Here is a 26,059-nt window from a genome sequence, read left to right on the forward strand (position 1 = left end):
CTCCCCCTCAGGATTTTTAATAAATGGTTTAAAAAATAAGAATGGACTAAAAATGGAGCCAATCCAAGACATAGAGAATCAATAAATGTTTTCTTTGGAATCTTTTTCAATTGTACATTTACTGTTTTTCAGTTTAAGGACTTGTAAATGCGTATATATTCCCCAACAAACGATTATCGAAAGTATCCAGTATTTTTTTGAAAGCTGTAAAACCAACGCGATGAACTCACCCATTTTCAAATATGCAGCAGGAAACATAAGACTAGAAATGGTGGCAATAACCCCGACCCATGGCAACCACCAGCTATTCGAATTGGCCCATTTTTTGAATTTCTTCATCTTGCTTACCTCCTTTCTAGTAAGTGACTTAATGAGTCGTTTATCGTCGTAAAACCGATGCCAGGCAACATATTAGAAAGGAAGCTGTAGATTAAAGAATGTTCCCACCCCCTTTTGAAAATGCTCAGTCCACTTGTGTTCCATTAGGGAAAGGAAATAGGATAATGAATCATGAAGACAAAGATTTTACTGTATGATAAGGAAACAAAATAAAATATCTGTACGATTTGTCTGGGTGTAGGCTTGGCCAATTAAATTGTTAACAATCTGCTCTTATTGGGAGCCTGTTTGAGGTTAATCTTGAGGTTAGTTTTTGTTTACCCACTTGGATGACCAGGAAACCAAATATTCAGAAAACAGTGCTTAGCATCTAGGTAAGACATTTATGCAATAAGACCTTAGGCTAATGCTGTCTAGTAATAAAGAATTGCTAACTATGGGATTTAATGATTTCCCACGTTTTTCTAAATTCAAAAGTCATATATTTACAGTACTACTTAATTCGATAAACAATCCTCCAATATCTTTAAAATTTAACAAAGGCCAAAAGGAGGATTGAAAATACTCCCCCTATTTAGAATAATCATTATTGAAGGTTCTCAACGTTTGATTGGTTATGGCATCTTTTGGAGGTGAAAAATTGAAGGCGGATGCTGTTTTTGAAGGTGGTGGGGCTAGAGGAATTGCTTTTATTGCAGCTATTCAAGCAATGGAAGAGCAAAACGTAGAATGGGAAAGCTTAGCGGGCGGGAACATCAGCTGGAGCGTTGACAATGATATACGCCCCAAAGTTGATAAAAGGGGCGTTGTTTTAATCGAGTTGAATTAAACAGCCTTACAAACCCACCCACCAAACATATTCGTCGTAAAGAACTTTGCAATGTTGCCAAAACCAGCTTCCGTCAACATTTCAAGGATTTTTTCTTCGGCAATAAAAGAGAGTCCCCTCACCGTTTGTTCCATTTCGTCTACTTCTTGTTCTGTTAAATGAGTCGAATCAAGCCAGTACGCTTTCCACAATGAGAAGAGTTCATCAAATTCAGTGCTGTCAGGATTTCCGTACATCGAAGCCAAAACGAACGGCGCACCACTTTTCAACCGTTTGCGGATACCCTTTAATTGGCGGAGCTTTTCCGCATCCTCTTCGATAAAATGTAAGACGAGCATAAATGTGGCCGCATCATATAAGTGAGTCGCTTCAACATCTTCAATTGTTCCTTCGATAAAATGAACGCAATCCAGTAATTGTAATTGCTTTGCTTTATCCCGTGCCAAATCTAGCATGGCCGGAGCAGGGTCCACTGCGGTAAACTGCCAGTCTAGATTTTGCGGGCCAAAAATCGCCAGTTCCGTTCCACCTCCAGCCCCCACAATGAGGACTTCACTTTCTTGCTGAATATGTTTTCGAAAATATGCTTGAACGAGACGGAATAACGCGTCATACGTCGGCAGTGTGCGACGAACGCCTTTATCATATTCAGTCGCCATTCCTGAATCAAAGTTCATTTGATTTGTCATGCTATCAAGTCCTATCTAATTTGAGATATTAGTATCCTTCGAGATAAATGATAGAAATCCTTTGTATGAGTATTTGAAAAGTCTATTTAAATTAATAACGCTGTGCTACGATAAATAAAAGAAAAAGAATTCGAAGGGGCGAATGATATGTGGACGCAGGAAGAAATACATGAACAAATCCAAATGATAAACGGTAAAGAATCTCCGAGTCTTGTTATTAAAAATGCGACGTATTTACATTCAGTCTATAAAGAATGGCTTACTGGAAATATTTGGGTACATAAAGATAGAATTGTATATGTTGGTAAAGAAATGCCGGAAGTTATAAAGCAGACAGAAGTGATCGATGCAACCGGTAAGAAAATTGTACCAGGTTATATCGAGCCGCATGTGCACCCTTTTCAATTATACAATGCACAAACATTTGCAGCGTTCGCAGGTGCGCTCGGAACAACAACATTTATATCGGACAATCTCCCGTTCTTTATAGGTCATGACCGTAATACGGCTTTTTCAGTCTTGGATCAATTAAAGAAACAACCATTTTCCTTTTATTGGTGGGCAAGAATGGATTCACAAACCGTTTTGAAAGACGAGAAAGAAATGTTTAATCAGCAGGAGATTTTGCCGTGGCTTTTACGCGATGATGTCCTAATGGCTGGCGAATTAACAGGATGGCCGCGTTTATTGGGGGGAGATCCCAATTTATTTGCAATGGTGCAAGCCGCGAAGCAAACGGGCAAGAAAGTCGAAGGACATCTTCCAGGCGCTTCTGAAAAAACATTGGCCCGTATGAAACTGCTCGGTGTTGATGGAGACCACGAAGCGATGACAATTGAAGACGTTAAATCGCGATTACTGCATGGATATGCGGTGACATTACGCCATTCATCGATTCGTCCGGACTTACCCCATCTATTAAAAGAGATTGTGGCGAATAAACTAGATGTTTTCGATCATATCATGATGACAACAGATGGTTCCACGCCGTTATTTCATCAAGACGGCGTGATGGATAAATGTATTCAAGTAGCATTAGATGCTGGAGTACCTGTCATAGATGCTTATTTAATGGCATCCTACAATGTGGCACGTTACTATGATATGACAGATTATCATGGACTTATCGCGACGGGCCGCTACGCAACGCTTAATTTTTTAGAAGACGTGGCAAACCCTGTACCGACAGATGTTTTATCTAAAGGTGTTTGGTTGAAAAAAGATGGACAAGTGCAAGATGCATTCCATCCAATTGATTGGTCAGTACTCAGTCCATTTGCCCCGAAATTTGACTTGTATCACGAAGACTTTACGTTTGACCATGCGGTTGGCATTGAGATGGTGAATGATGTCATAACGAAGCCGTATGAAATTACAATAGATACGTCCGAAGAAGTACTTTCCGATGACCATGATGAAAGTTTTATTATGCTACTTGATCGTGATGGGAAGTGGCGTTTGAACACACTCATTAAAGGATTCGCTTCGCATGTAGAAGGATTTGCGTCTTCTTATTCCAACACTGGAGATATGATATTAATTGGAAAAGATAAACGAGCCATGCAGCAAGCTTTTGAGGAAGTCAAACGGATTGGTGGCGGAATGGTCCTCATTGAAAATGAAGCACCGATTGTTACGTTGCCGCTTCCGATTGCCGGTGGTTTATCGAATGAACGAGTCGAAGTTTTAATTGAACAGGAAACTGTTCTAAAAGACGCTTTAAAAGAACGCGGATATCATCATACGGACGCGGTTTATACATTTTTATTTTTACAATCAACACATTTACCGTATGTGCGAATGACGCCAGTTGGCATTTATGATGTAATGAAAAATAAAGTACTTGTTCCCATAACGGAAAGATAGGAGAAAATGATGAAAATATCTGTAAAAGCGTTTAGTTTATTGGCGATTATGTTGCTTCTTCTTGCCGCTTGTTCAAAGCAAAAGGAATCAGAGCAACCCAATGAAACAAAGGAAGATCATCCAGGAGAGATAGAAGTTGAATTGTATAAGGCGCCATTTACTGGGTTAATGTTCGAAGAAGAGAAAAAGATGCGCCCAGTACTTGCAACGATTAATAACCATCCAGATGCGAGACCGCAATCTGGTTTGAGTGATGCGGATATGATTTATGAGTTGATTACTGAAGGGAATTCAACGAGGTATTTAGCGTTATTCCAAAGTGAATTACCTGATGAAATTGGACCGATTCGTAGTGCAAGAGATATGTTTATTCATATGGCGAAAGGGCTCGATGCTTTTTACATAGCGCATGGCTACAGTCCCGATGCGTTAGCGCTTTTAAAATCGGGTTATGTTGACCATGTGAACGGTATGCAGTATGATGGAACACTTTTTAAACGTTCGACGGATCGTAAGGCGCCCCACAATTCGTATATTTCTGGTGAAAATATTCGCGTTGCCGCTGAGCAAGAAAACGCACCGATGATGATTGAAAAAATGCCATCACTTTCTTTCCATGAATCTATTGAAAGTGCTAAAATAGAAAAGAATGCGTCAACGGTTACCGTTCAAAATGGCTCACATCCAGTATTTACAAGTACGTATACGTATGATGAACAAACGGGGAGCTATGTACAATCGGTAAACGACGTTCAAACGATTGATAAGGCAAACGGAAAGCCAATTGAACTTACGAATATTCTTGTTTTTGAAGCTGCGCATCAAACGATTGACGCGGAAGGTAGACAAGCGATTGATCTTGAATCTGGTGGTAAAGCACGCCTTTTTCAGGCTGGCGGAGTGAAAGATATAGAATGGACGAATGTCGATGGGATGTTAGTTCCAGTTGAAAATGGTGTAACTGTTAAACTTGTCCCCGGGAAAACATGGATTCATATCATTAAAACAGATCCTGGAATTGAAGCAAATGTTTCATATACACCATAAATCTTATAAGAGAGTGGGGATGAAATATGCAATTAGATAAAATTCGTGGACCTCAAACGGACCAACTTTTTGAAGCAATTTTACAATTGGAAAATGTGGAAGAGTGCTATGAATTTTTCGATGACCTTTGTACAATTAGTGAGATTCAATCACTCGCTCAGCGTTTAGAAGTCGCGAAAATGCTTCATTTAAAGAAAACATATGACACAATACAACTCGAAACTGGCGCAAGCACCGCCACGATTTCACGTATACGACGTTGCGTGGACTATGGGTCGGGTGGTTATAATAAAATTATAGAGCGTCTAAATGCGAATGAAGAGGAAAAATAAAGTAAACATGAGAAACTAAATGGAAACATCTTTAATCAGTCAATATCCTAGGATAATTGTTTAAAGATGTTTTTGTTTACTAATTTTAGATCGTGCTCCTTTATTGAAAGTTTTATAAAAAATGGGGAATTTAGGAGAGGGATAAATGTTTAAGCGTACTTTAAATTGTTCTATTTGTGGGAGAGAAGTAGAAGATTACGAAGAAATCTATACGAAGATGCAGGCACCTAAAGCAGGTATGGTTGAAATTAAGGCATATTTAATAAACAACAGCGAAATCACTTGTAAAGATTGTTATAAGAGAGAGTAGCAATTTTAGCTGTCTCCAATTATGGGGAGTGTATATATATACAACTATTAATTAACAACATTGCATTTCACTACAAGCAGATGCATTCCGTGGATGTAAAATCGACTCATACAAAGAAAATATAAATGCAACCGGTCAGGGAAAGAATCTGACCGGCTTTTTTGGTATAATGGTTTGACGAACTTAAATGGTTAGGTGGTTGACAATGGATTATACAAAATGGCGTCATGCCTTTAAATTAGACCCTGCCAAAGAAATTTCCGACGAAGACTTGGAACAAGTCGCTGAATCGGGAACGGATGGCATTATTGTAGGGGGAACGGACGATGTGACATTGGAAGGGGTACTTGATTTACTCGTTCGGATTCGGCGTTTTTCCGTACCGTTGGCGTTAGAAGTATCTACGGTTGAATCCGTGACACCGGGATTTGATTATTACTTTATCCCAACAGTATTAAACGCTACAGAAACAAAGTGGATAAACGGTCTTCATCATGCAGCGCTGAAAGAATATGGCCATATGATGAACTGGGAAGAAATTATAGTGGAAGGCTACTGCATTTTAAATCAGGATTGTAAGGCGGCCAAAGTGACGAAAGCGAAGCCGATTACGGACGAAGATGATTTAATTGCTTATGCCCAAATGGCGGAACATCTTTTTAAGCTGCCCGTCTTTTATATGGAGTATAGCGGTACGTATGGGGATGTGGACATGGTCCGTGCCGCGGCCGATATGCTAGACCAAACGAAACTATTTTATGGTGGCGGCATTCAAAATGCCCAAGATGCGAAAGAGATGGCAGAAATTGCAGATACAGTCATCGTTGGCAATATTATTTATGAAGATTTAAAAGTCGCTTTATCAACCGTGAAAGCTGTAAAATCAGTTGTCCGTTCAGAGCACTTAGATGTATAATAAAGAACAAATGTTCCGAAAGGGCGGTTATAAATGAAATCAATAGCAAAGAATTTATTGAACGGGATGAACCCTGAACAAGCACGTGCTGTAAAAGCAACAGAAGGTCCGCTTCTTATTATGGCGGGTGCTGGTTCAGGGAAGACCCGCGTATTAACACATAGAATTGCTTATTTAATCGTTGAAAAAAATGTGTATCCATCTAATATTTTAGCCATTACTTTTACGAATAAAGCAGCACGTGAAATGCGTGAAAGAATTGACGGATTGCTCGGTCCAGGTACGGGAGAACGCATGTGGGTGTCGACGTTTCACTCGATGTGTGTGCGTATATTACGTAGAAATATCGACCAAATCGGATATTCGAAATCCTTTTCAATCCTCGATACAGCGGACCAACTTACCGCGATTAAAAACGTTTTAAAAGAACTGAACTTAGATCCAAAGCAATACGAACCGCGCACGATGTTAAACGCGATTAGTGATGCAAAAAATGAGTGTATTGATGAAAATTCGTACCGGGCGCAAATTAATAAATTTAACCCATATGAAACGAAGATTGCCGACGTATATGAAGGTTATGCGAAAAAATTACGTCAAAACCAATCACTCGATTTCGATGATCTTATCATGAAAACACTTGAACTTTTTGACAAAGTACCAGAAGTACTTAGCTTTTATCAAAATAAATTTCAATATATTCATGTGGATGAGTATCAGGATACGAATAACGCCCAGTATCAATTGGTGAATCAACTAGCGGCAAAATTCGGGAATTTATGTGTCGTTGGTGACTCCGACCAATCCATTTATAGATGGCGCGGTGCCGATATTGGGAATATCTTGTCATTTGAAAAAGATTATAAAGATGCAGAAGTAATCCTACTTGAGCAAAACTACCGTTCCACGAAACGCGTCTTGCAAGCGGCGAACGACGTAATTCTCAATAACCGTTCACGTTACGATAAACAACTACGAACTGATAACGCAGAAGGTGACCCGATTTACGTCTATAAAGCGAGCGACGAAAAAGCCGAGGCACAGTTTGTCGTAGGAAAAATTCTTGAACTTCAAAAAGAAGAAGGCTTATCACTCGACCAATTTGCGGTGTTATATCGAACGAATGCCCAATCACGTGTTATTGAAGAATATCTTGTTAAATCGAATATTGATTATACAATCGTTGGCGGAACGAAATTCTATGATCGAAAAGAAATTAAAGATTTACTCGCTTATTTACGTTTAATTGCCAACAACGAAGATGACTTAGCACTTAGTCGAATTATTAATGAGCCAAAACGGGGCATTGGTGCAACTTCCTTTGAACGAATGGCCAGATTTGCAATTGAGCATGACCGTTCGATTTTTGATGCATTACAAGAGTCCGATTTTATGGGGCTAACAGGACGTGCCGCGAATGAAGTGGCGAAGTTCCGTGAGATGATTGAAGGATTCACGAAAATGCAGGAGTATTTACCGGTATCTGAGCTTGTCGAAGAAGTAATTGATAAAACGGGCTACCGTGCGATGTTAAAGAAGGAGAAAACGATTGAAGCAGAAAGCAGATTAGAAAATATTGAAGAATTCCTTTCTGTTACGCAAGCATTTGAGAAGCGTTCTGAAGATGAAGATAAATCACTCGTAGCCTTTTTAACTGACTTAGCCTTAATTGCGGACATCGATTCACTTGATAATGAGGAGAATAAAGAAGCTGAAAAAGTTGTCTTAATGACGATGCACGGTGCTAAAGGACTTGAATACCCAGTCGTTTTCATTATTGGTATGGAAGAAAACGTCTTCCCGCATTCACGTTCGATGGATGACCATGAGGAAATGGAAGAAGAAAGACGACTTGCATATGTCGGCATTACACGTGCCGAACAAAAGCTTTATTTAACGTCGGCGCGTTATAGAATGCTTTACGGGCGTTCAAGCTATAATCAACCATCTAGATTTATCGGGGAGATTTCTGAAGAGGTTATTGAAAACCTATCTGACGATCATGCTATTTCATTCGGCGGCGGAATACAAAGCCGTTCAAAAGCGCCTGCTAGACGTTCAGCTGTAAAAAGACCCGCCTATCAAGCAAGTGGTGGCGAGAAGATGGGCTGGCGCGTTGGCGATAAAGCGAACCATAAAAAATGGGGTACGGGAATGGTTGTAAGTATTACAGGGGCGGGAGAAGAGATAGAACTCGATATCGCATTTCCAAACCCAATCGGTATTAAACGGTTACTAGCAAAATTTGCTCCCATTGAAAAGGTGCGAAAGATTTAGGAGGAAAGATGAATGGATAGAATTGAACTTGAAAAGCGAGTGGAAGAGTTAAATCATCTCCTCCATAAGTACGCTCATGCTTATTATACGCTCGATAAACCACTCGTTTCCGATGCAGCTTATGATGAGTTGTTTCAAGAACTACTGGCAATCGAAACAGAGCATCAAGATTTACGGTTTCCAGATTCACCAACAGCACGCGTTGGTGGCGAGATACTTTCAGGTTTCGGTAAAGTCACGCACGAAAATCCGATGCTAAGTTTAGCGAATGCCTTTAATGAGCAAGACTTACGTGATTTCGACAGACGCGTCCAAGAAGCAACATCGCCAAACGTTTCCTATATTTGCGAATTAAAAATCGATGGCTTAGCCATTTCGCTTAGATATGTAGATGGGCGATTTGTACAAGGCGCAACACGCGGGGATGGGACGGTCGGCGAAGATATTACGGAAAACTTGAAAACAATTCGTACCGTTCCGCTGCGCCTTCAAGAACCCGTTTCCCTTGAAGTACGCGGGGAAGCTTATATGCCTAAAGGGTCTTTCGTCAAACTAAACGAAGCACGTGACGAAGCAGGTGAAGAACCATTTGCCAATCCACGAAATGCGGCGGCAGGATCACTTCGTCAATTAGATCCGAAGATTGCGGCGAGTAGAAACTTAGCCATTTTTGTTTACGGAATAGGCGGAGATGGTAGCGAATATGGCGTCGATAGCCATTCTGATGCACTAGATTACACACATACATTGGGCTTTCAAACGAATAAAGAAAGACGTCGTTGTGCCAGTATCGATGAAGTCATCACCTATATCGAAGAATGGACGGAAAAAAGGACATCTTTAGATTATGAAATTGACGGCATCGTTGTTAAAGTAGATTCATTTGAAGACCAAGAACAACTCGGTTTTACGGCGCGTAATCCGAGATGGGCAATCGCTTATAAGTTCCCGGCTGAAGAAGTGATGACAAAGTTAACAGATGTCGAATTAAGTGTGGGGAGAACAGGTGTCGTCACACCGACCGCAATTCTTGAACCAGTCCTCGTAGACGGGACAACAGTTGGACGAGCTTCATTGCATAATGAAGATTTGATTAAAGAAAAAGATATTCGGATTGGTGATACGGTCATCATCAGAAAAGCTGGAGACATTATTCCAGAAGTCGTTGCACCAATTATTGAAAGTCGAACTGGGGATGAAGTGCCATTTGCGATGCCTGAAAATTGTCCGGAATGCGATTCAGAACTTGTACGGTTGGATGAAGAAGTCGCTTTACGTTGTGTAAACCCTCAATGTCCGGCACAAATGAAAGAAGCAATTATCCACTTTGTTTCTCGAAATGCGATGAATATTGAAGGGATTGGCGAGCGCATTGTTGAGCAATTGTACCGCGCAGAACTTGTTCATGATGTTGCGGATTTATATACATTAACGAAAGACCAATTAATTGAACTTGAGCGTATGGGTGAAAAATCTGTCTCCAATTTATTAACGGCCATTGAACAATCGAAAGAAAATTCATTAGAAAAATTATTGTTTGGTCTAGGCATTCGTCATGTTGGGGTAAATGCTGCAACGATTTTAGCAGAAGAGTTTGGTACACTCGAGGCGCTAATGCAAGCCGATGAAGAAAAACTTGTTACAATTCATGAAATCGGCGACAAAGTCGCGGAATCAGTGACGACTTATTTTAATAACGAAGATGTACTTTCGGTCATACAAAAACTAGAAAGCGCAGGCTTAAACTTAAGGTATAAAGGGTTGACGCAAGAAGATGTCCCAAGCGAAGGGCCATTTGTTGGCAAAACAATCGTTTTAACAGGTAAACTCTATGAAATGACACGCGGAGAAGCGAAAAAGCAAATTGAAGCACTTGGCGGGAAAGTAACAGGAAGTGTTAGTAAAAATACAGACATTGTTGTCGCTGGGGAAGCGGCGGGGTCTAAGCTTGTCCGTGCACAAGAACTAGAAATTACCGTTTGGGATGAGGCGCAACTCATAGAAGCGTTAGGGGAAATTTAAAGATGAAAAGACTATTAATGTTACTAGGACTCGTTGCAGTGTTAATGATTTCCGGTTGTATCCCTGGCATCGATAAAAGTGACGATGAAGTGGTACAGGACAATGAGGAAGCGGCTGAAGAAACAGTCATCATTCCTGACGTACAACTAAAAGGTGAATATTACCGAACGCTTCTACCCTTCAAGAAAAGTGCGAGTCGTGGGCTTATCGTTAACAACATTCATACAAAATATGATATGCGGGAAGTAGAAGAAGGACTGTTACGTCTCTCTACACAACGATTTTCGCCAGACGATCATTTCTTTCAAGAAGGGCAATATATAACGGAAGACATGGCCATGTCTTGGATTCGGAGAAATTCTGAAGATAATCCCGAAGGACTTAATCCCGCGGTTACAGCCAACATGACAGATGATGAAATTGCTGACAAAGCGCCTATTTATTTAGCGCATATTGTAGAGCAAAACTATCTTGTCATGACGAAAGAAAACAAAGTCCGCTTAGATGGTATTTCAATCGGGCTGGCAATGAACTCGATTTATTATGCACGAGGCGGAAGTGAGACGGCTATTTCAGATAGTGTGCTTGAAGAACAAGGTACGTTGATGGGCGAGGAGATTGTTAAACGTCTTCGTTCGATTGAAGGGTTAGAAAATATTCCAATTGTCGTCGGTTTATTTAGACAAGAAAGCAATAACTCAATTGTGCCTGGACACTATTTCGCAACTGCCGTGGCTGAAGGTGGAAAAGGGCCTTCAGGATGGAAAAAAGTCGATGAACGATATGTCATATTTCCATCGTCATCTAATGACGAGAAGTACAGGGATGTAAACACAGCATTTCAAAATTTCAAACAGGCGATTGACGATTACTTCCCGAGCTTTGTTAATGTTATTGGTCGTGGGCATTATGCAAATGGGACATTGCGTTCATTGGAAGTCGAAATTCCGATCCAATTTTTTGGAACGAGTGAAATCATCGGCTTTGTTCAATACTTAACAAGCCAAATTCCGAAGTATTTACCAGATGTGCATATTGAAGTAAGTGTCACGTCGATTAATGGACCTGAAGCGCTTATTGTGATGGAAAGTGGCAAAGAAGAGCCTTACGTCCACATTTACGGCTATTAATTCTTTCCATCACTTTTCTTGAGTGCTATGATTAAGGATGCGAGTAATTGATAAGGAGGAGTCACCATGTCGACATTAACAAGAGAAGAAGTGTTAGCAGTTGCCGATCGTGCAATGCTTGAACTAACGGATGAAGAAGCGGATATGTATGCAGAGGAATTATCTACATTTATTAGCTATGCAGATAAGTTGAATGAACTGAATACAGATCACGTTGAACCGATGACACATGCGCTTCAACAAAAGAACGTAATGCGTGAGGATGTTGTACAAGATGTGTTAGCGCGTGAAGAGATGTTAGCGGGCGTTAAGGAACATAAAGACGGAGAAATTAAAGTTCCAACAATCCTTTCATAATGATGCACAAGGAGGAAAAAAGATGACATTATTAAATAAAACAACAGCGGAACTTCAAGAACTGCTACATAATAAAGAAGTTTCGGTTAAAGAATTAACTGAAGCAACCTATGAACGTGTTGCGAAAACAGACGAAGATGTGCAAGCCTTTATTTCGTTAAATAAAGAGCAAGCGCTCGAACAAGCAGCACAATTAGACAACGAACCTGTTGAAAACCGCGGACCTCTTTTTGGGCTACCACTTGGGGTGAAGGATAATATCGTAACAAAAGGGATTACGACAACGGCTGCAAGTCGCATGCTAGAAGATTTCGTACCTGTTTACGATGCAACGGTTGTTGAAAGATTGAACAAAGCAGGAATGGTTTCAGTTGGTAAATTAAACTTAGACGAGTTTGCGATGGGCTCGACAACAGAAACATCGGCATATAAAATAACACGCAACCCTTGGAATCTTGACCATGTACCAGGAGGTTCTTCAGGCGGTTCTGCAGCAGCAGTAGCGGCAGGAGAAATTCCATTTGCACTTGGGACGGATACAGGCGGTTCCATCCGTCAACCTGCTGCATTTTGCGGCATTGTTGGCATGAAACCAACTTATGGACGCGTATCCCGTTCTGGTCTCATTGCACTAGCTTCATCATTTGACCAAATTGGTCCAATGACACGTACAGTTGAAGATAATGCGCTTTTATTACAAGCAATTGCTGGGTTAGATGCGAAAGATTCATCGTCTTCACCAATCGAAGTGCCTAATTACAAAGAAGCTTTAACGGGCGACATCAAAGGATTAAAAATTGGTGTGCCGACTGAATATTTAGGTGAAGGTGTAAGTGAAGAAGCAAGGGCAGCGACACTTGAGGCGTTGAAAGTATTAGAATCACTTGGCGCAATTGTTGAAGAAGTATCTCTTCCACACTCAACGTATGCATTGCCTGCTTACTATTTCATTACCTCTGCTGAAGCCTCTTCAGGATTAGCGCGTTATGATGGTGTTCATTATGGGTACCGTTCAGAAAACGCTAAAAACCTGGACGAGATTTATAGAAAATCACGTGCTGAAGCATTTGGTCATGACGTAAAACGTCGTATTCTACTCGGAACGTACACATTAGGTGCGGGTCACTACGACGATATTTATAAAAAAGCACAACGCGCAAGAGCGCTCGTTGCACAAGACTTTGCAGATGCTTTTGCAAAATATGATGTCTTAATTAGCCCTGCTGCACCAACGACAGCAATGAAAATTGGTGAAGACTCTGTAGATATCGTGACGAAATTTATGAGCGATATTTTAACAACGCCAATTAACCTTGCAGGCGTACCAGCCATTTCAGTTCCATGTGGTTTTTCAAATGAACTTCCACTTGGCCTGCAAATTATCGGGAATCATTTTGATGAGGCATTGATTTACAAAGTGGCACATGCGTATGAACAAGCGACTGATTTTCATACTCGCACTCCAGCCATACGGGAGGAGAAATAATTATGAATTTCGAAACAGTCATCGGACTTGAAGTCCACGTCGAATTAAAAACGAACACAAAAATCTTTTCATCTGCGCCATCCCATTTCGGAGCAGAACCAAATGCGAACATTCACGCGACAGACCTTGCGTATCCAGGTGTACTGCCAGTATTAAATAAAGCTGTAGTCGATTTTGGTATGAAGGCTGCGATGGCACTTAATTGTGAAATTGCCGATGTGATGCATTTTGACCGTAAACATTATTACTATCCGGACAATCCGAAAGCTTACCAAATCTCACAAGAAGATCGTCCAATTGGTGAGCACGGCTGGGTAGAAATTGAAGTAGATGGCAAGAAGAGAAAAATCGGGATTACGCGTATTCACCTAGAAGAAGACGCTGGAAAACTGACACATACAGATGAAGGCTATTCACTTGTCGACTTAAACCGTCAAGGGACGCCGCTCATTGAAATCGTATCAGAACCAGATATTCGTTCACCGGAAGAAGCGTATGCTTTCTTGGAAAAATTAAAAGCAATTATTGAATATACTGGCGTATCCGATGTTCGTATGGAAGAAGGTTCATTACGTTGTGATGCGAACGTTTCCCTTCGTCCTTACGGTCAAGAGGAATTTGGAACAAAAACAGAGTTGAAAAACTTGAACTCTTTCAACTTTGTTCGTAGAGGACTCATTCACGAAGTCGCACGTCAAACTGAAGTGTTACTATCTGGCGGCGAAATTTTACAAGAAACGCGCCGTTATGATGAAGCAACAGGGAAAACAATTCTTATGCGTGTGAAAAGCGGAGTGGATGACTACCGTTTCATCAATGACCCGGACTTACCGGAAGTTTATATTGATGAAGACTGGAAAGCCCGCATTCGTGCGGAAATTCCAGAGTTGCCAGATGCGCGTAAGGCACGTTATATTAATGAGCTTGATTTACCTGAATATGATGCAATGGTTCTCACGTTAACGAAAGCAATGTCTGACTTCTTCGAGGCGACAGTTGCTGCAGGTGCTGATCCAAAACTTGCCTCTAACTGGCTCATGGGTGACGTTTCCGCGTACATGAACGCTGAACAAAAAGAACTGAGCGAATTAGCGCTAACGCCAGAAGGATTAACAGGCATGATTAAACTAATCCAAGACGGGACAATTTCATCTAAAATTGCGAAAAAAGTCTTTAAAGAACTCGTTGAAAAAGGCGGGGACGCAGAGGAAATCGTCAAAGCGAAAGGGCTTGTACAAATTTCCGACGAAGGCGCACTTCGCAAGATGGTCACAGAAGTACTTGAAGCAAACCCACAATCAATCGTGGACTTCAAAGAAGGAAAAGGCCGTGCACTTGGTTTCTTAGTAGGACAAGTCATGAAGGCGTCTAAAGGACAAGCAAACCCACAACTTGTGAATAAAATACTTGCAGAAGAAATTGAGAAACATTAAATGAATTCAAACGTCCTATTGTTAGTAGAGAATGCTAACATAGGGCGTTTTTTTCTCATCGTAATTTTTAATAACAATACATATGATTAAATAAATGGAGAAATTGTGTACAATATACTCATATGCTTCTTTAGTAGGAACGAACGAGTTGCTTGAAACAATTGGAAAACGTACAATAGAGGAAGTATGAAGTGAACGCGAATTGTAAGAATTAATGTTTTGTTAACATTTATATAAAGGCGTCTCAGTTGATTAAATTACGCCTGTGGATATCTATATCATTTTAAAATAGTAAAAACATGAAATAGAAAGGGATTAGACAAATGAAACGTGCACGAATCATTTATAATCCGACAGCTGGACGAGAAATTTTTCGGAAGCATATCGGCGAAGTGTTAGAAAAGCTTGAAATAGCTGGCTATGAAACATCTTGCCATGCGACAACAGCGGAAGGTGACGCCACTGTGGCGGCGAGAAAAGCTGTAGAACGTGAATTTGATCTCATTATTGCAGTAGGGGGAGATGGCACACTCAACGAAGTTATTGCAGGTGTAAGCCCCTTTGAAAAACGACCACGGATTGGGCTCATTCCGATGGGAACGACAAATGATTTTGCAAGAGCATTAAGAATTCCTCGCGATATTGACGAGGCGGTCGATATCATTGTAAAAGGCGATACGATTCCAGTCGATGTTGGGATGATGAATGAGCGATATTTTATTAATATTGCTGGTGGCGGACGCGTTACAGAATTGACGTATGATGTCCCAAGCAAGTTAAAAACCATGCTCGGTCAATTGGCTTATTATCTAAAAGGAATTGAAATGTTGCCGTCGATTAATTCATCACATGTCAAGATTGAATACGACGGTGAAGTATTTGATGATGAGGCGATGTTATTTCTCGTAGGATTAACAAATTCAGTAGGCGGTTTTGAAAAGTTAGCGCCTGATTCAAGTCTCAATGACGGTAAATTCACATTACTCATATTAAAGAAGTGTAATATCGCTGAATTTATTCGTGTGGCTTCTCTGGCGCTACGCGGTGAACATTTGGACGATCCGCTAGTGATTTCCGCAAAAGCTGAGAAAATAACGGTTACTTCTCCAGCAAAAGTTCTACTGAACCTAGACGGCGAGTATGGTGGTGTACTGCCGGCGACATTCCGAAATTTATATCGTCATATTGAAATGTTTGCCCCAATTGATTCTTTGCGTCCTGAAGATTTAATTACAATAGAAAAAGAATAAATTATATGAGGGTGCGAATAGGGGATACATTATTACAAATAAAAGCTATATCGATGTGATTCATAAGGGAAATCACATTGATATAGCTTTGTTAAATTAAGAGTGGAATCGCTTGGTCTTGGTTTGCCGCAAGATCCGGGAGTTGCTTAATCGGTACAAAACGTAGGCAAAAGATCAAATCTTTGTCCTTTCCGTTCCCTTCTACCCGATGCTCCCACGCGTCTAATGATTTACCAATATAAGTTAAATGAAATATATTTCTTTCATAAACTGTTTTTTTGTTTTTTGGGAAGTAATTTGTTTTATTCACTTTGCCTTTCAATTCGAGATGGTCCCTTGGAATTCCTGTTTCTTCTTCAATTTCTCGGTAAAGCGCATCAATAATAAGTTCGTCGTTTTCAATTGTTCCACCAGGCACTTGTAATCCTGCCTCTCCATGATGTTTATGTTCAAATACTAAAAGTTCCCAATTTGGTTCTTCTCCTCGCGTAATATAGGCGAGTACCTTTCTTTTTCTTTTCATTAATTGTCACCTCTTTTTATGTGTACATTCCACAATACCAAATATTCACTCAATTCTCAAGTGTTTTATAAAATAGATTATTAGCTGTTTTGAAAGAAGAATTAACATAATCGTTATATAACCTTAATTCAACATAGGTAAACGTTTTTTCTGCTTTTATATTGTGTGGAATTTAAGAAATTAAACGTGCGTTATGAAATCGTTTTTTAGTACAAAGTGCTAAAAAATTAAAAAAGAACCTAATACTTCTTAATAAAAAACAGACATCATCGTGTTCTGGCGTCTGTATTTTCATACGTACCGTGGTAAACTAAAGGCAGAAGAATTTTGGAGGAAAAATAATGGCATATATTGTAAATAAAAACGACCGCCTTACGGTCTATGTAGAAGACTTAACTCATGATGGTTCAGGTGTTGCGAAAGTAGATGGGTATCCGCTATTCATTCCGAATGCATTGCCGGGAGAAGAAGTAGAAGTACAAGTGATGAAACCGATGAAAAAATACGGTTTTGCAAAATTAATAGAAGTGAAAAAAGCATCGCCTGACCGAGTAGAGCCGCCGTGTCATGTGTTTTGGGATTGTGGAGGCTGTCAGCTTCAACATTTGTCCTATGAAGCACAACTTGTTCAAAAGCGGAAAACCGTTCGCGATGTGATGGACCGAATTGGAAAACTACCGCATGTTCCAGTGCATCCTGTAAAAGGAATGGACAATCCTTGGCGTTACCGCAATAAATCCCAAATTCCATTTAGCGAAAGTAATGGAGAAACGATTGCAGGATTTTATAAAACACGAACGCATGATATTGTCGATACAGATGTTTGTATTATCCAGAGTGAAGAAGCAGACGAACTGATGTCTACGCTGAAACATAAGCTTCATGAATTAGGCATTCGAGCTTATGATGAAATTAACCACCGGGGAATGCTGCGTCATCTTGTTATTCGAAAAGCTCGGGCTACTGGTGAATTAATGGTCGTCCTCGTTACGCGCACTAAAAAGTTTCCGCAAAAGGAAGCGGTCATTGACGTTATTAAAAACGTTGTTCCAGAAGTTACGTCGATTATGCAAAACGTCAATACGCAAAACACGAATGTCATCTTCGGCGAGGAAACAATTTTATTATATGGAAAACCATATATCGTCGATACAATCGGAGATATACAATTTGAGATTTCCGCACGTTCTTTTTATCAAATAAACCCTGAACAAACGGAAGTATTATACGGACAAGCATTAGAATACGCTCAGCTTACAGGCAATGAAACCGTGATTGATGCATACTGTGGTATCGGCACAATTTCATTGTTTTTAGCTAAACAAGCAAAAGAAGTATACGGTGTCGAAATTGTTCCACAAGCGATTGAAGATGCGAAACGAAATGCAGAATTGAATGCGATTGATAATGCCCATTTTGAAGCAGGTCCCGCAGAAGTCGTCATTCCAAATTGGTATGCAGAAGGGAAGCGCTTTGACGTACTCATGGTCGATCCACCGCGTAAAGGTTGCGATGAAAAATTATTAGAAACAATATTAGAATATAAACCAAAACGAATCGTTTATGTATCGTGTAATCCAGCGACACTCGCCAGGGATTTACGAATCCTGGAAGAGGGAGGATATCGTACGCAGGAAGTGCAACCGGTTGAAATGTTTGCTCAAAGCAGCCATGTCGAGTGTGTAGCTTGGTTGGAGATTTAGATGTGGTTACATTCACTATGATAGGGTGACTATCACGCTCACCCTATCAATAAGTGAGTTCGTTTATTATTTTTATCCTTATACATCTCATTGTCTGCTTTCACAAATAACTCATCCATTTTGCCAATGGATGAATGACTAAACGCATAGCCTTTTGATAATTCTATTTCAAACAATGCGCCTTCATTGTGATTGAAAACGTCGATTTTTAATTGAATCTCATCCAACATCCATTCAACGTATTGAGGATTCGTCTGTACGAGAATTATAGCGAATTCGTCCCCTCCAATTCTTGCTACGATGACATCATCAGTAGCGAATTCTTTTAGGAGTATTGCCGTTTCTTTTATCAATTGATCCCCTACTTTATGTCCATACGTATCATTTACATATTTCAGTTCATCTACATCACAAATCACAATGGCGATAGGTACGTCTTCGGCTTTATCGAATATACCGACTTGTGTTTCAAAATGTTCACGGTTATGCAGGTCCGTCAAACTATCATGCGTTGCTCTATACTCCAATTGCTGTTGCAGGATTACTTTGTCATTAATATTACGAATGATGCCTTGGAGTGCGACCATTTTACCGTCTTTATAAATTGGCGTCGCATATTCTTCAAAACAAATATATTCTCCGTCATCATTTCTCCACCTTTGAATAATGGGCTTGCTAAAATCGAGTTCGCCAGCCTCTTTTTTTACCAAAATATGATAATCATCCGGATGAATAATTTCAAAGGCCCTTCTTGGATTTTTCATGCTATCCTCAATCAAGGTGGGGCTCAACAACGTCTCGATTGCCGGACTAATATATCGATATTTAAACTCTGGTTTAACTTCACAATAGTAAATGATGTCTTTGGAATTTTCGACTAAATGCTCGATTGTTTTTAAATAATCTATTCGCTGTTTTAACCGTTTCCAAAACTTCTTTAGTTGTAAACCAATCGTAAAGAGAATGGCAATACCAAACAAGTACATTAAGAATTCTATGATCACTGGAAATTCCCTTTCTTTCCTTAGTTTTAACCTCTTATAGGCATGTTCTTGAAATGCAGTTGTTTCCGAATGTTATTTCATTTATTGCACTTTTATTTATTCATTATACTTGGTTTCTACTCATTTTTGTTAACTATTGGAAAGTTAAATATGGCCAGTCAATAAAACAATCGTGTAAATTAGAATAAACATGAATATCATGAATGTTTGAGTGTTGTTTGGGTGACTGGCACGAAATTTTGAGGAGGATGACAATGAAATTTTATGATTTGACAAAAGAAGAAAGAAAACAAAGAACTATAGAAATTCAAGATAGCATCCGCGATGAAATAACTAGCAAAGATTTGAACGACATGACCTTACTTTTTGACCATAAAGATACATACTTCCGAAGAGCTGCATACTTAGCTGTTGGGCGAATATATCGTGAAAAGCCTACAATACTTGATGATATTTTACAATGTCTGAATCAATTATTTCAAAATAAGAGTGAGCGAATTCGTCAAACCGTTATAAATTCCTGTGGGGAAATTGCAATGAATGATTTTGAATGTGTGCAAGCATTTTTTGATAAAGGAATGGTAGATCACCATCACTCAGTTAGAAATGCAGTTGTCGGTTCACTAAAAAAAGCTGGGGAGAAAAATCCAGATGAAATATTGCCATATTGCAAAGTGAGTATTGTATCGTCAAATGTAGAAATACGTAGATTGGCCTGTCATGGTCTAGAACTTCGCGGACGTGAGCATCCGGAAGACATCATTGATATTTTGAAGTTGCTCCAATACGAGGAAAATAAACGTGTAAAGGATATGCTTATTCATGTATTAGGGCAGATTAGCTATAAAAAAGGATGCTTATTTTATGTGTCCAAGCAAGTGGAAACTTGGGATAACAAAGAAATCTATCCGTTGTACAAGGAAGAGACGATAGAGGTGCATGGTAGGTATGAAAGGTTTAGTGAATTTACGCAAGCCGAAGTCATCTCTTATTTTGAAACTAGTAAAGGGTGAATATAGAGGTTTACACGGTGAAAAGTATCAGGTACTCAATCAATACGAGCGCCTGATACTCTTTATTTGAAACGTATTGTCTGTATGTCAATCAGTCAGCGATATTTCCTTTAACGCCCACGGTACAAATGGATAAGGTTTTGGTTTTCTCCCCTAGCAAATACATCAACTCTGTTTGGTCCCCAAGACACGGCTGCAGGAGCTGACGTTATGGATCCTCCTAGGTCCTCCCAGTCTACCCAACGAGAACCATTCCATGTTCTTTTATACAGTCTTTGATCTGTTCCTCTTACAAATACATCGAGTTGATTTGGACGGCTTGAAGAAACAGCAGGACCACTTGTCAATACCCCGCCAAGGCTTTCCCAATTACTCCAATTAGATCCATTCCACCATTTGTGAATTAAATCTTGGTTTTGTCCTCTTGCAAATACATCGATGCGGTTTGGTCCCCAAGATACAGCCGCTGGTTCAGAAGTTAGTGTGCCGCCTAGGTCTTCCCAATCCTCCCAGCGAGAACCATTCCACGTTTTTTTATACAGTCTTTGATTTGTACCCCTTACAAATACATCGAGTTGATTCGGACGGCGTGACGAAACAGCAGGGCCACTCGTTAGGGTACCGCCAAGACTTTCCCAATCACTCCAACGACTTCCATCCCACCATTTATGGTATAAACTATTGTCGGTTCCTCTTACGAAAACATCAATTCGATTCGGTCCCCAGGAAACTGCAGCAGGCGCTGACGTTAATACGCCGCCAAGCGTTTCCCAATTGCTCCAACTTCGACCATCCCACCATTTGTGATACAGGCTTTGGTCCGTACCTCTTGCAAATACATCGAGTCGATTGGGTTGCCAAGAAGCGACTGTAGGTGCTGATGTTAATACGCCCCCAAGGTCTTCCCATCCTATCCAGTCGCGACCAGGTTGTTGGCCGCCGTTTCCAAGTTCATTCAACGTGATTTGGATGACCCTCACTAGGATTCGATCGACTACATTTTGCGGGATATTAAATTGCCTATACAGTAGATTTAACCATGGGAATTGGCGCTGAATTTGATTGTAGATTTGGGGTGCAGTTTGATTGGTGTTTGCCTGGTTGAGTGTGTAGTTGACTACGAGACGAAATAAATAATCAGTTATCGCCCGAGGCATCCCGGCTTGATCTAGCTCTGCATATAAGTTGCTGTGCTGCGAACGAAGTATTTGCATAATTTCCTGCGCATTTGGGCGTTGATTCGAAATTGATTGTGGTTGATTCACTGCCATGTGCTGTGGATTTGCAAATGCCTGTTGTTGATTTGCAAATGCCTGTTGTTGATTTGCATACATATACGGATGATTCGCATATAGATGCGGTAGATTATAATAATGTGGTGCTTGATATAAATATCTATACAACTTACTACCTCCTCTATTACAGAGTCAGTATATGCAAGGCAGGGCTTATTTGGTTACCTATGTCATGAACAAATCTAGCAGGTGATTAGGTACACTCTCAATCAGATATGCATAGGATATTTTGATAAAACGTGAAAGGATTGAGAGCAATTTACTATTATCCGTATGGGGTTCAATATCAAAATCCTTATTATGTCAATGCGCATGCCCACGCCCATGCCCAAATGTATAACTATGGTGGACAGTATGGATACTGGAATACGCCAGGTCATGTAGGACAAAGAGACTTCAATGATTATGATGATGATTATGATGAAATAATATCCTTAAGAGATTATGGACCAAGACCGTTTGTAGTGGATATTAATGAAGCAACCAAACAAAACAATACGTTCCGCACGGCATTGTGGACTGGATCACATTTACAATTGACGTTAATGAGTCTTCGTGCTGGTGAAGACATTGGATTAGAAATGCATTCAAACTTAGATCAATTTTTACGTGTTGAAGAAGGCAACGGTGTCGTACGAATGGGAAGTACTCAAAATAACTTAGATTTTGTGAGGTATATTGAAGACGACTCTGCGATTCTCATTCCTGCTGGAACCTGGCATAATATAACGAACACAGGAAATACGCCACTTAAGCTTTACTCAATCTATGCACCTCCAGAACACCCGCGTGGCACTGTCCATACTACAAAAAATGATGCGATGGAAGCGGAAGCGGAGTATGGGCACGGTCATTAAAACAATGTCGCCTATTGTTAAAGGGTGACAGTCACTAAAACTTTCACGTTAATTGTAATAAACGTGACTTTCACGAAAGTCACGAAAGTTTGAGTGACTGGCACGGTTAAAGACAGAAAGATAAGTAAAAGTTAGTGGTCACCACTATCTTTACTTATCTTTTTTGCTATTTCTGCATTAATTTAAACAATATGGGCAAAATAAATATGTAATCTTTATAAAGGGAGGTACAATTATGCATAATTTAACCGAATTAGAAGTTGAAAATTTACGACATCTTATCGGCGGCCATGGCTTAATCGTGAAAAAATTAGAAACGTATGCCCAAAATTGTTCAGACCCGGAACTGAAAACAATATTTGAAAGAGATGCTCAAGCAGCGAAACAAGCAGAACAACAACTGATGTCATTTTTAGGATAGGAGGGTTTAAGATGTTACAAGATAAAGAAATGGTTAGCGATTATTTAGCTGGAATAAATGCAAGTCTCACTGGATATGCAAATATGATATCTCAAGCGAATAACTCAGAACTACGTCAAACTTTAATAAACATGAGAAACCAAGATGAATCAAGACAAAGAGTTATCTATCAATATGCACTTGGAAAAGGTTACTATACACCAGCTGCCCCAGCTTCCCAAGAAGTCATTCAACAAGTAAAAGCCCAGTTATCTTCTCCACAATAATGTTGTATTTAACAAAATAGCATACCCATTATGGTCAAACCGAATCTAGCTTTCATTAGATTCGGTTTTTTGGATTTCAAAGACTTGACAACATACGGTGAGGGGTATATGATAATGCTAGATTAAATACTTCAAAAAACTAATTTTTATTTCGAATAAAACATACCCCTACAGGTAAAGTGTTAAAGGAAAGGAAGCGTTGATAATGAGTAAAAAGATATTGATTGTTGGTGGAGTTGCAGGAGGAGCTTCCGCAGCGGCTCGAGTAAGAAGGTTAGATGAACAAGCCGAAGTGATTATGTTTGAAAAGGGACCACATGTATCTTTCTCAAACTGCGCCCTTCCTTATCATTTGAGCGGTGTTGTAGAAAATAGTGATGACCTTGTATTAATGTCACCAGAAACGTTCAAAAAAAGATACAATATCGAAGCTAGAGTTAGCCAAGAAGTTGTGGCAATTAATCGAGATGCGAAGACCATTATAGTTAAAAATGTACTAACTAATGAAACGTATGAAGAAAGCTATGATAAGTTGGTGCTTTCTACTGGAGCAGCACCAATTCGTCCAAACATAGAAGGCGTTCATAACGATAATGTATTTACAGTACGTAACGTCGTGGATATCCAAAACTTAAATACATTTATTCAACATCGTGGTCTAAAAGATATTGCCGTGATAGGCGGTGGATTTATTGGTGTTGAAGTCGCTGAGAACTTAAAAAAGGCAGGATACAATGTTTCTTTAGTTGAATTTGCGAATCAGATTATGATGCCATTAGATCATGACATGGTGCAAATCTTGCATAAAGAAATGGTAGACAATGGTGTTCATTTAATTTTAAATGACGGTTTGGATAAAATCGGCGAGGGCTATATTCAAACTCAATCAGGGAAAGAAGTAAAGGCAGATGCTGTTGTCATGGCAATTGGTGTAAGACCTGAAGTTACTTTAGCACAAAAAGCAGACCTTGAAATTGGCAGTACAGGCGCGATTAAAGTAGACCATAATTATTTAACGAACGATAAAGATATTTATGCAGTAGGAGATGCGATTGAAGTTTATCACAAACTCACACATACACCTACGCGACTCGCATTAGCAGGTCCAGCGCAAAAGCAAGCAAGAGCAGCGGCAGACCATATGTATGGAATCCCGAACCAAAATAAAGGAGTCATTGGCTCATCTTCTATGCATTTATTTAGTCTCAATACAGCGTCAACAGGATTAAATGAGCGTATGGCTGAAAATGCTGGCATTCGCTATGATTCTGTTTATATTATTCCGGCAGATAAAGTTGGTTTAATGCCAAATAGTAGTCCGATGCATTTTAAATTAGTGTATGAAGTGCCAACAGGGAAATTATTAGGTGCCCAGGCGATTGGTAAGGGAAATGTTGATAAACGAATTGACGTCATTGCGGCGATGATTACAATGAATGGAACTTTAGAGGATTTAAAAGATCTAGAACTATCTTATTCCCCGATGATGGGAACAGCAAAAGATGTCGTCAATCATGCGGCATTAGTGGCGCTCAATCAATTATACGGAAGATATAAAGAGGTTAAAGTGTCACAGGTTCGTGCGTTAGTGGAAAATAATGCTTTCATTATTGATGCAAGAGAACAAGGCGAATACAATCGGGGCCATCTAAAAAATGCAGTCAATATTCCATTAAGTGAATTTAGAGACCGTCTAGATGAAATTCCAAAAGATCAACCTGTTTATATCCACTGCCGTTCAGGACAGCGCAGTTATAACATGGTCATTGCGTTAGAAAACTTAGGCTACAAAAATGTGTACAACATTTCGGGTTCTTATTTAGGCATCAGCCTGCATGAATACTACAATGATTTAGTTGCTGGAAGAGAGAAGATTGTTACGGAATACAATTTTAAATAATTGATTGAGAGAGGTTAAAGCCGTTTTTGATAACGGCTTTAACACATATAAGGAGTGAAAAGTACTCAAATGGACATCATTCAATGGTTAATCATTATCCTGTTAGTTGTATTTATTATGAGACGTTTCCTGCCAACAAAAGGCGTTACGAATCTATCCGTGCAAGAAACGAAAGGTAAATTGAAAGATAAACAAGTGCAATTTATTGATGTACGTACACCTGGTGAATATAAAGCGAACCACCAGTCGCAGTTTAAAAATATTCCTCTCGGGGACTTAGCGAGAAAAGCTGACCAACTAGATAAAAACAAAGAAGTCGTTGTGATTTGTCAAAGTGGCATGAGAAGTGCAAGGGCAGCATCGATTCTTAAAAAGCAAGGCTTTGAAAAGATTTATAATGTGACAGGCGGTATGGGTGCTTGGCGATAAGGAGGAGAGTAGGGTGACCAAACAAATCACGCCGGATGAAGTAAATCAGCGTATACAAAACGGTGATACCATCTCTATTATTGATGTTCGCGAATCGGCTGAGTTACTCAGCGGGAAAATTCCTGGCGCACAAAACATTTCTTTCACTCAACTAGCATTGCGTAAAAATGATTTGGATAAAGAAACAAACTATGTCGTTGTTTGCCAATCCGGAAATCGCAGTAAAGCTGCTTGTGGAATATTAGAAGCACTTGGATTCAACGCAATAAATATGACAGGCGGAATGAATGATTGGCGAGGCGAACTGGAGTAAAATGAATTATTAAAACCTGAAAAGTATTAGGTACACTTTCCATTTTAAAATG

Annotated in this window: 25 protein-coding genes and 1 pseudogene; 21 read left to right on the top strand and 5 right to left on the bottom strand. The window is 39.8% G+C overall.

Annotated features, from left to right (window positions below):
* Window positions 1-78: 78 nt before the first annotated feature.
* Window positions 79-339 (bottom strand): hypothetical protein, encoded by a 261-nt coding sequence (locus BI350_RS03630; RefSeq protein WP_075526887.1) that lies wholly within the window; start codon window positions 337-339, stop codon window positions 79-81.
* A gap of 640 nt (window positions 340-979) precedes the next feature.
* Between BI350_RS03630 and BI350_RS16835 the strand changes: the two are divergent.
* A pseudogene (locus BI350_RS16835) lies at window positions 980-1,087 on the top strand (patatin-like phospholipase family protein); the annotation flags it as partial.
* A gap of 77 nt (window positions 1,088-1,164) precedes the next feature.
* On the opposite strand, the gene BI350_RS03640 reads toward BI350_RS16835, so the two are convergent.
* Window positions 1,165-1,857, bottom strand: a complete 693-nt coding sequence (locus BI350_RS03640; RefSeq protein WP_245698297.1) for a class I SAM-dependent methyltransferase — start codon at window positions 1,855-1,857, stop codon at window positions 1,165-1,167.
* A 147-nt stretch (window positions 1,858-2,004) separates the two neighbouring features.
* On the opposite strand from BI350_RS03640, the gene BI350_RS03645 reads away from it, so the two are divergent.
* The 12 genes from BI350_RS03645 (at window position 2,005) to BI350_RS03695 (ending at window position 16,283) form a co-directional block, all read left to right on the top strand.
* The gene (locus BI350_RS03645; RefSeq protein WP_075526889.1) at window positions 2,005-3,723 is read left to right on the top strand and encodes an adenine deaminase C-terminal domain-containing protein; all 1,719 of its coding nucleotides are present in this window, start codon (window positions 2,005-2,007) and stop codon (window positions 3,721-3,723) included.
* A 9-nt stretch (window positions 3,724-3,732) separates the two neighbouring features.
* Window positions 3,733-4,770 carry a DUF3048 domain-containing protein gene (locus BI350_RS03650; RefSeq protein ID WP_075526890.1) on the top strand — a complete coding sequence of 346 codons (1,038 nt, stop codon included), beginning with the start codon at window positions 3,733-3,735 and terminating at the stop codon, window positions 4,768-4,770.
* Between the two features lie 26 nt (window positions 4,771-4,796).
* Window positions 4,797-5,102, top strand: coding sequence for a YerC/YecD family TrpR-related protein (locus BI350_RS03655; protein ID WP_075526891.1), 306 nt, complete (start codon window positions 4,797-4,799; stop codon window positions 5,100-5,102).
* A gap of 145 nt (window positions 5,103-5,247) precedes the next feature.
* On the top strand, window positions 5,248-5,412 hold the full coding sequence (locus tag BI350_RS16840) for a hypothetical protein (protein WP_155767465.1): 165 nt from the start codon (window positions 5,248-5,250) through the stop codon (window positions 5,410-5,412).
* Between the two features lie 205 nt (window positions 5,413-5,617).
* Window positions 5,618-6,328: a heptaprenylglyceryl phosphate synthase gene (pcrB, locus tag BI350_RS03660; protein ID WP_075526892.1), complete on the top strand. Its 711-nt coding sequence runs from the start codon at window positions 5,618-5,620 to the stop codon at window positions 6,326-6,328.
* 33 nt (window positions 6,329-6,361) lie between these two features.
* Window positions 6,362-8,605 (top strand): DNA helicase PcrA, encoded by a 2,244-nt coding sequence (gene pcrA, locus BI350_RS03665; protein WP_075526893.1) that lies wholly within the window; start codon window positions 6,362-6,364, stop codon window positions 8,603-8,605.
* Between the two features lie 12 nt (window positions 8,606-8,617).
* Window positions 8,618-10,627, top strand: a complete 2,010-nt coding sequence (ligA, locus tag BI350_RS03670) for an NAD-dependent DNA ligase LigA (RefSeq protein ID WP_075526894.1) — start codon at window positions 8,618-8,620, stop codon at window positions 10,625-10,627.
* A 2-nt stretch (window positions 10,628-10,629) separates the two neighbouring features.
* A complete protein-coding gene (locus BI350_RS03675) occupies window positions 10,630-11,757 on the top strand; it encodes a CamS family sex pheromone protein (protein ID WP_075526895.1) in 1,128 nt (375 codons plus the stop codon).
* Between the two features lie 66 nt (window positions 11,758-11,823).
* Complete coding sequence (gene gatC, locus BI350_RS03680; RefSeq protein WP_075526896.1) at window positions 11,824-12,114, top strand: Asp-tRNA(Asn)/Glu-tRNA(Gln) amidotransferase subunit GatC; 291 nt, start codon at window positions 11,824-11,826, stop codon at window positions 12,112-12,114.
* A gap of 22 nt (window positions 12,115-12,136) precedes the next feature.
* A complete protein-coding gene (gene gatA, locus BI350_RS03685; protein WP_075526897.1) occupies window positions 12,137-13,600 on the top strand; it encodes an Asp-tRNA(Asn)/Glu-tRNA(Gln) amidotransferase subunit GatA in 1,464 nt (487 codons plus the stop codon).
* Between the two features lie 2 nt (window positions 13,601-13,602).
* Window positions 13,603-15,033, top strand: a complete 1,431-nt coding sequence (gene gatB / locus BI350_RS03690; protein WP_075526898.1) for an Asp-tRNA(Asn)/Glu-tRNA(Gln) amidotransferase subunit GatB — start codon at window positions 13,603-13,605, stop codon at window positions 15,031-15,033.
* 323 nt (window positions 15,034-15,356) lie between these two features.
* Window positions 15,357-16,283, top strand: a complete 927-nt coding sequence (locus tag BI350_RS03695) for a diacylglycerol kinase (protein ID WP_075526899.1) — start codon at window positions 15,357-15,359, stop codon at window positions 16,281-16,283.
* A gap of 91 nt (window positions 16,284-16,374) precedes the next feature.
* On the opposite strand, the gene BI350_RS03700 is transcribed toward BI350_RS03695, so the two are convergent.
* The gene (locus tag BI350_RS03700; protein ID WP_075526900.1) at window positions 16,375-16,806 is read right to left on the bottom strand and encodes an NUDIX hydrolase; all 432 of its coding nucleotides are present in this window, start codon (window positions 16,804-16,806) and stop codon (window positions 16,375-16,377) included.
* A 341-nt stretch (window positions 16,807-17,147) separates the two neighbouring features.
* Here BI350_RS03700 and rlmD point away from each other — a divergent pair, with 341 nt between their 5' ends.
* Window positions 17,148-18,509, top strand: coding sequence for a 23S rRNA (uracil(1939)-C(5))-methyltransferase RlmD (gene rlmD, locus BI350_RS03705; RefSeq protein WP_075526901.1), 1,362 nt, complete (start codon window positions 17,148-17,150; stop codon window positions 18,507-18,509).
* 38 nt (window positions 18,510-18,547) lie between these two features.
* Here rlmD and BI350_RS03710 read toward each other — a convergent pair whose 3' ends face one another.
* On the bottom strand, window positions 18,548-19,513 hold the full coding sequence (locus tag BI350_RS03710; protein WP_082294950.1) for a sensor domain-containing diguanylate cyclase: 966 nt from the start codon (window positions 19,511-19,513) through the stop codon (window positions 18,548-18,550).
* 254 nt (window positions 19,514-19,767) lie between these two features.
* Here BI350_RS03710 and BI350_RS03715 point away from each other — a divergent pair, with 254 nt between their 5' ends.
* Window positions 19,768-20,526, top strand: a complete 759-nt coding sequence (locus tag BI350_RS03715) for a HEAT repeat domain-containing protein (RefSeq protein WP_075526902.1) — start codon at window positions 19,768-19,770, stop codon at window positions 20,524-20,526.
* A 110-nt stretch (window positions 20,527-20,636) separates the two neighbouring features.
* Here the strand turns inward: BI350_RS03715 and BI350_RS03720 are convergent, their stop codons facing one another.
* A complete protein-coding gene (locus BI350_RS03720) occupies window positions 20,637-21,929 on the bottom strand; it encodes a PLL family lectin (protein ID WP_245698298.1) in 1,293 nt (430 codons plus the stop codon).
* 149 nt (window positions 21,930-22,078) lie between these two features.
* Between BI350_RS03720 and BI350_RS03725 the strand changes: the two genes are divergently transcribed.
* The 6 genes from BI350_RS03725 (at window position 22,079) to BI350_RS03750 (ending at window position 26,007) form a co-directional block, all read left to right on the top strand.
* Window positions 22,079-22,678, top strand: coding sequence for a cupin domain-containing protein (locus tag BI350_RS03725; RefSeq protein WP_075529222.1), 600 nt, complete (start codon window positions 22,079-22,081; stop codon window positions 22,676-22,678).
* Window positions 22,679-22,913: 235 nt separating this feature from the next.
* Window positions 22,914-23,099 (top strand): hypothetical protein, encoded by a 186-nt coding sequence (locus BI350_RS03730; RefSeq protein ID WP_075526903.1) that lies wholly within the window; start codon window positions 22,914-22,916, stop codon window positions 23,097-23,099.
* Between the two features lie 11 nt (window positions 23,100-23,110).
* Window positions 23,111-23,365, top strand: a complete 255-nt coding sequence (locus tag BI350_RS03735; protein ID WP_075526904.1) for a spore coat protein — start codon at window positions 23,111-23,113, stop codon at window positions 23,363-23,365.
* A gap of 205 nt (window positions 23,366-23,570) precedes the next feature.
* Window positions 23,571-25,265: an FAD-dependent oxidoreductase gene (locus BI350_RS03740; protein ID WP_075526905.1), complete on the top strand. Its 1,695-nt coding sequence runs from the start codon at window positions 23,571-23,573 to the stop codon at window positions 25,263-25,265.
* 69 nt (window positions 25,266-25,334) lie between these two features.
* Window positions 25,335-25,694, top strand: coding sequence for a rhodanese-like domain-containing protein (locus BI350_RS03745; protein WP_075526906.1), 360 nt, complete (start codon window positions 25,335-25,337; stop codon window positions 25,692-25,694).
* A 13-nt stretch (window positions 25,695-25,707) separates the two neighbouring features.
* Window positions 25,708-26,007, top strand: a complete 300-nt coding sequence (locus BI350_RS03750) for a rhodanese-like domain-containing protein (RefSeq protein WP_075526907.1) — start codon at window positions 25,708-25,710, stop codon at window positions 26,005-26,007.
* Window positions 26,008-26,059 lie beyond the last annotated feature (52 nt).

It is taken from the genome of Sporosarcina ureilytica (assembly GCF_001753205.1).
Classification (GTDB): Bacteria; Bacillota; Bacilli; order Bacillales_A; family Planococcaceae; genus Sporosarcina; species Sporosarcina ureilytica.

Bases quoted from the DNA above. Each gene is read 5' to 3' on its own strand.
- BI350_RS03630 (WP_075526887.1), bottom strand. From the start codon at position 339: ATGAAGAAATTCAAAAAATGGGCCAATTCGAATAGCTGGTGGTTGCCA.
- BI350_RS03640 (WP_245698297.1), bottom strand. From the start codon at position 1,857: ATGACAAATCAAATGAACTTTGATTCAGGAATGGCGACTGAATATGAT.
- BI350_RS03645 (WP_075526889.1), top strand. From the start codon at position 2,005: ATGTGGACGCAGGAAGAAATACATGAACAAATCCAAATGATAAACGGT.
- BI350_RS03650 (WP_075526890.1), top strand. From the start codon at position 3,733: ATGAAAATATCTGTAAAAGCGTTTAGTTTATTGGCGATTATGTTGCTT.
- BI350_RS03655 (WP_075526891.1), top strand. From the start codon at position 4,797: ATGCAATTAGATAAAATTCGTGGACCTCAAACGGACCAACTTTTTGAA.
- BI350_RS16840 (WP_155767465.1), top strand. From the start codon at position 5,248: ATGTTTAAGCGTACTTTAAATTGTTCTATTTGTGGGAGAGAAGTAGAA.
- pcrB (WP_075526892.1), top strand. From the start codon at position 5,618: ATGGATTATACAAAATGGCGTCATGCCTTTAAATTAGACCCTGCCAAA.
- pcrA (WP_075526893.1), top strand. From the start codon at position 6,362: ATGAAATCAATAGCAAAGAATTTATTGAACGGGATGAACCCTGAACAA.
- ligA (WP_075526894.1), top strand. From the start codon at position 8,618: ATGGATAGAATTGAACTTGAAAAGCGAGTGGAAGAGTTAAATCATCTC.
- BI350_RS03675 (WP_075526895.1), top strand. From the start codon at position 10,630: ATGAAAAGACTATTAATGTTACTAGGACTCGTTGCAGTGTTAATGATT.
- gatC (WP_075526896.1), top strand. From the start codon at position 11,824: ATGTCGACATTAACAAGAGAAGAAGTGTTAGCAGTTGCCGATCGTGCA.
- gatA (WP_075526897.1), top strand. From the start codon at position 12,137: ATGACATTATTAAATAAAACAACAGCGGAACTTCAAGAACTGCTACAT.
- gatB (WP_075526898.1), top strand. From the start codon at position 13,603: ATGAATTTCGAAACAGTCATCGGACTTGAAGTCCACGTCGAATTAAAA.
- BI350_RS03695 (WP_075526899.1), top strand. From the start codon at position 15,357: ATGAAACGTGCACGAATCATTTATAATCCGACAGCTGGACGAGAAATT.
- BI350_RS03700 (WP_075526900.1), bottom strand. From the start codon at position 16,806: ATGAAAAGAAAAAGAAAGGTACTCGCCTATATTACGCGAGGAGAAGAA.
- rlmD (WP_075526901.1), top strand. From the start codon at position 17,148: ATGGCATATATTGTAAATAAAAACGACCGCCTTACGGTCTATGTAGAA.
- BI350_RS03715 (WP_075526902.1), top strand. From the start codon at position 19,768: ATGAAATTTTATGATTTGACAAAAGAAGAAAGAAAACAAAGAACTATA.
- BI350_RS03730 (WP_075526903.1), top strand. From the start codon at position 22,914: ATGCATAATTTAACCGAATTAGAAGTTGAAAATTTACGACATCTTATC.
- BI350_RS03735 (WP_075526904.1), top strand. From the start codon at position 23,111: ATGTTACAAGATAAAGAAATGGTTAGCGATTATTTAGCTGGAATAAAT.
- BI350_RS03740 (WP_075526905.1), top strand. From the start codon at position 23,571: ATGAGTAAAAAGATATTGATTGTTGGTGGAGTTGCAGGAGGAGCTTCC.
- BI350_RS03745 (WP_075526906.1), top strand. From the start codon at position 25,335: ATGGACATCATTCAATGGTTAATCATTATCCTGTTAGTTGTATTTATT.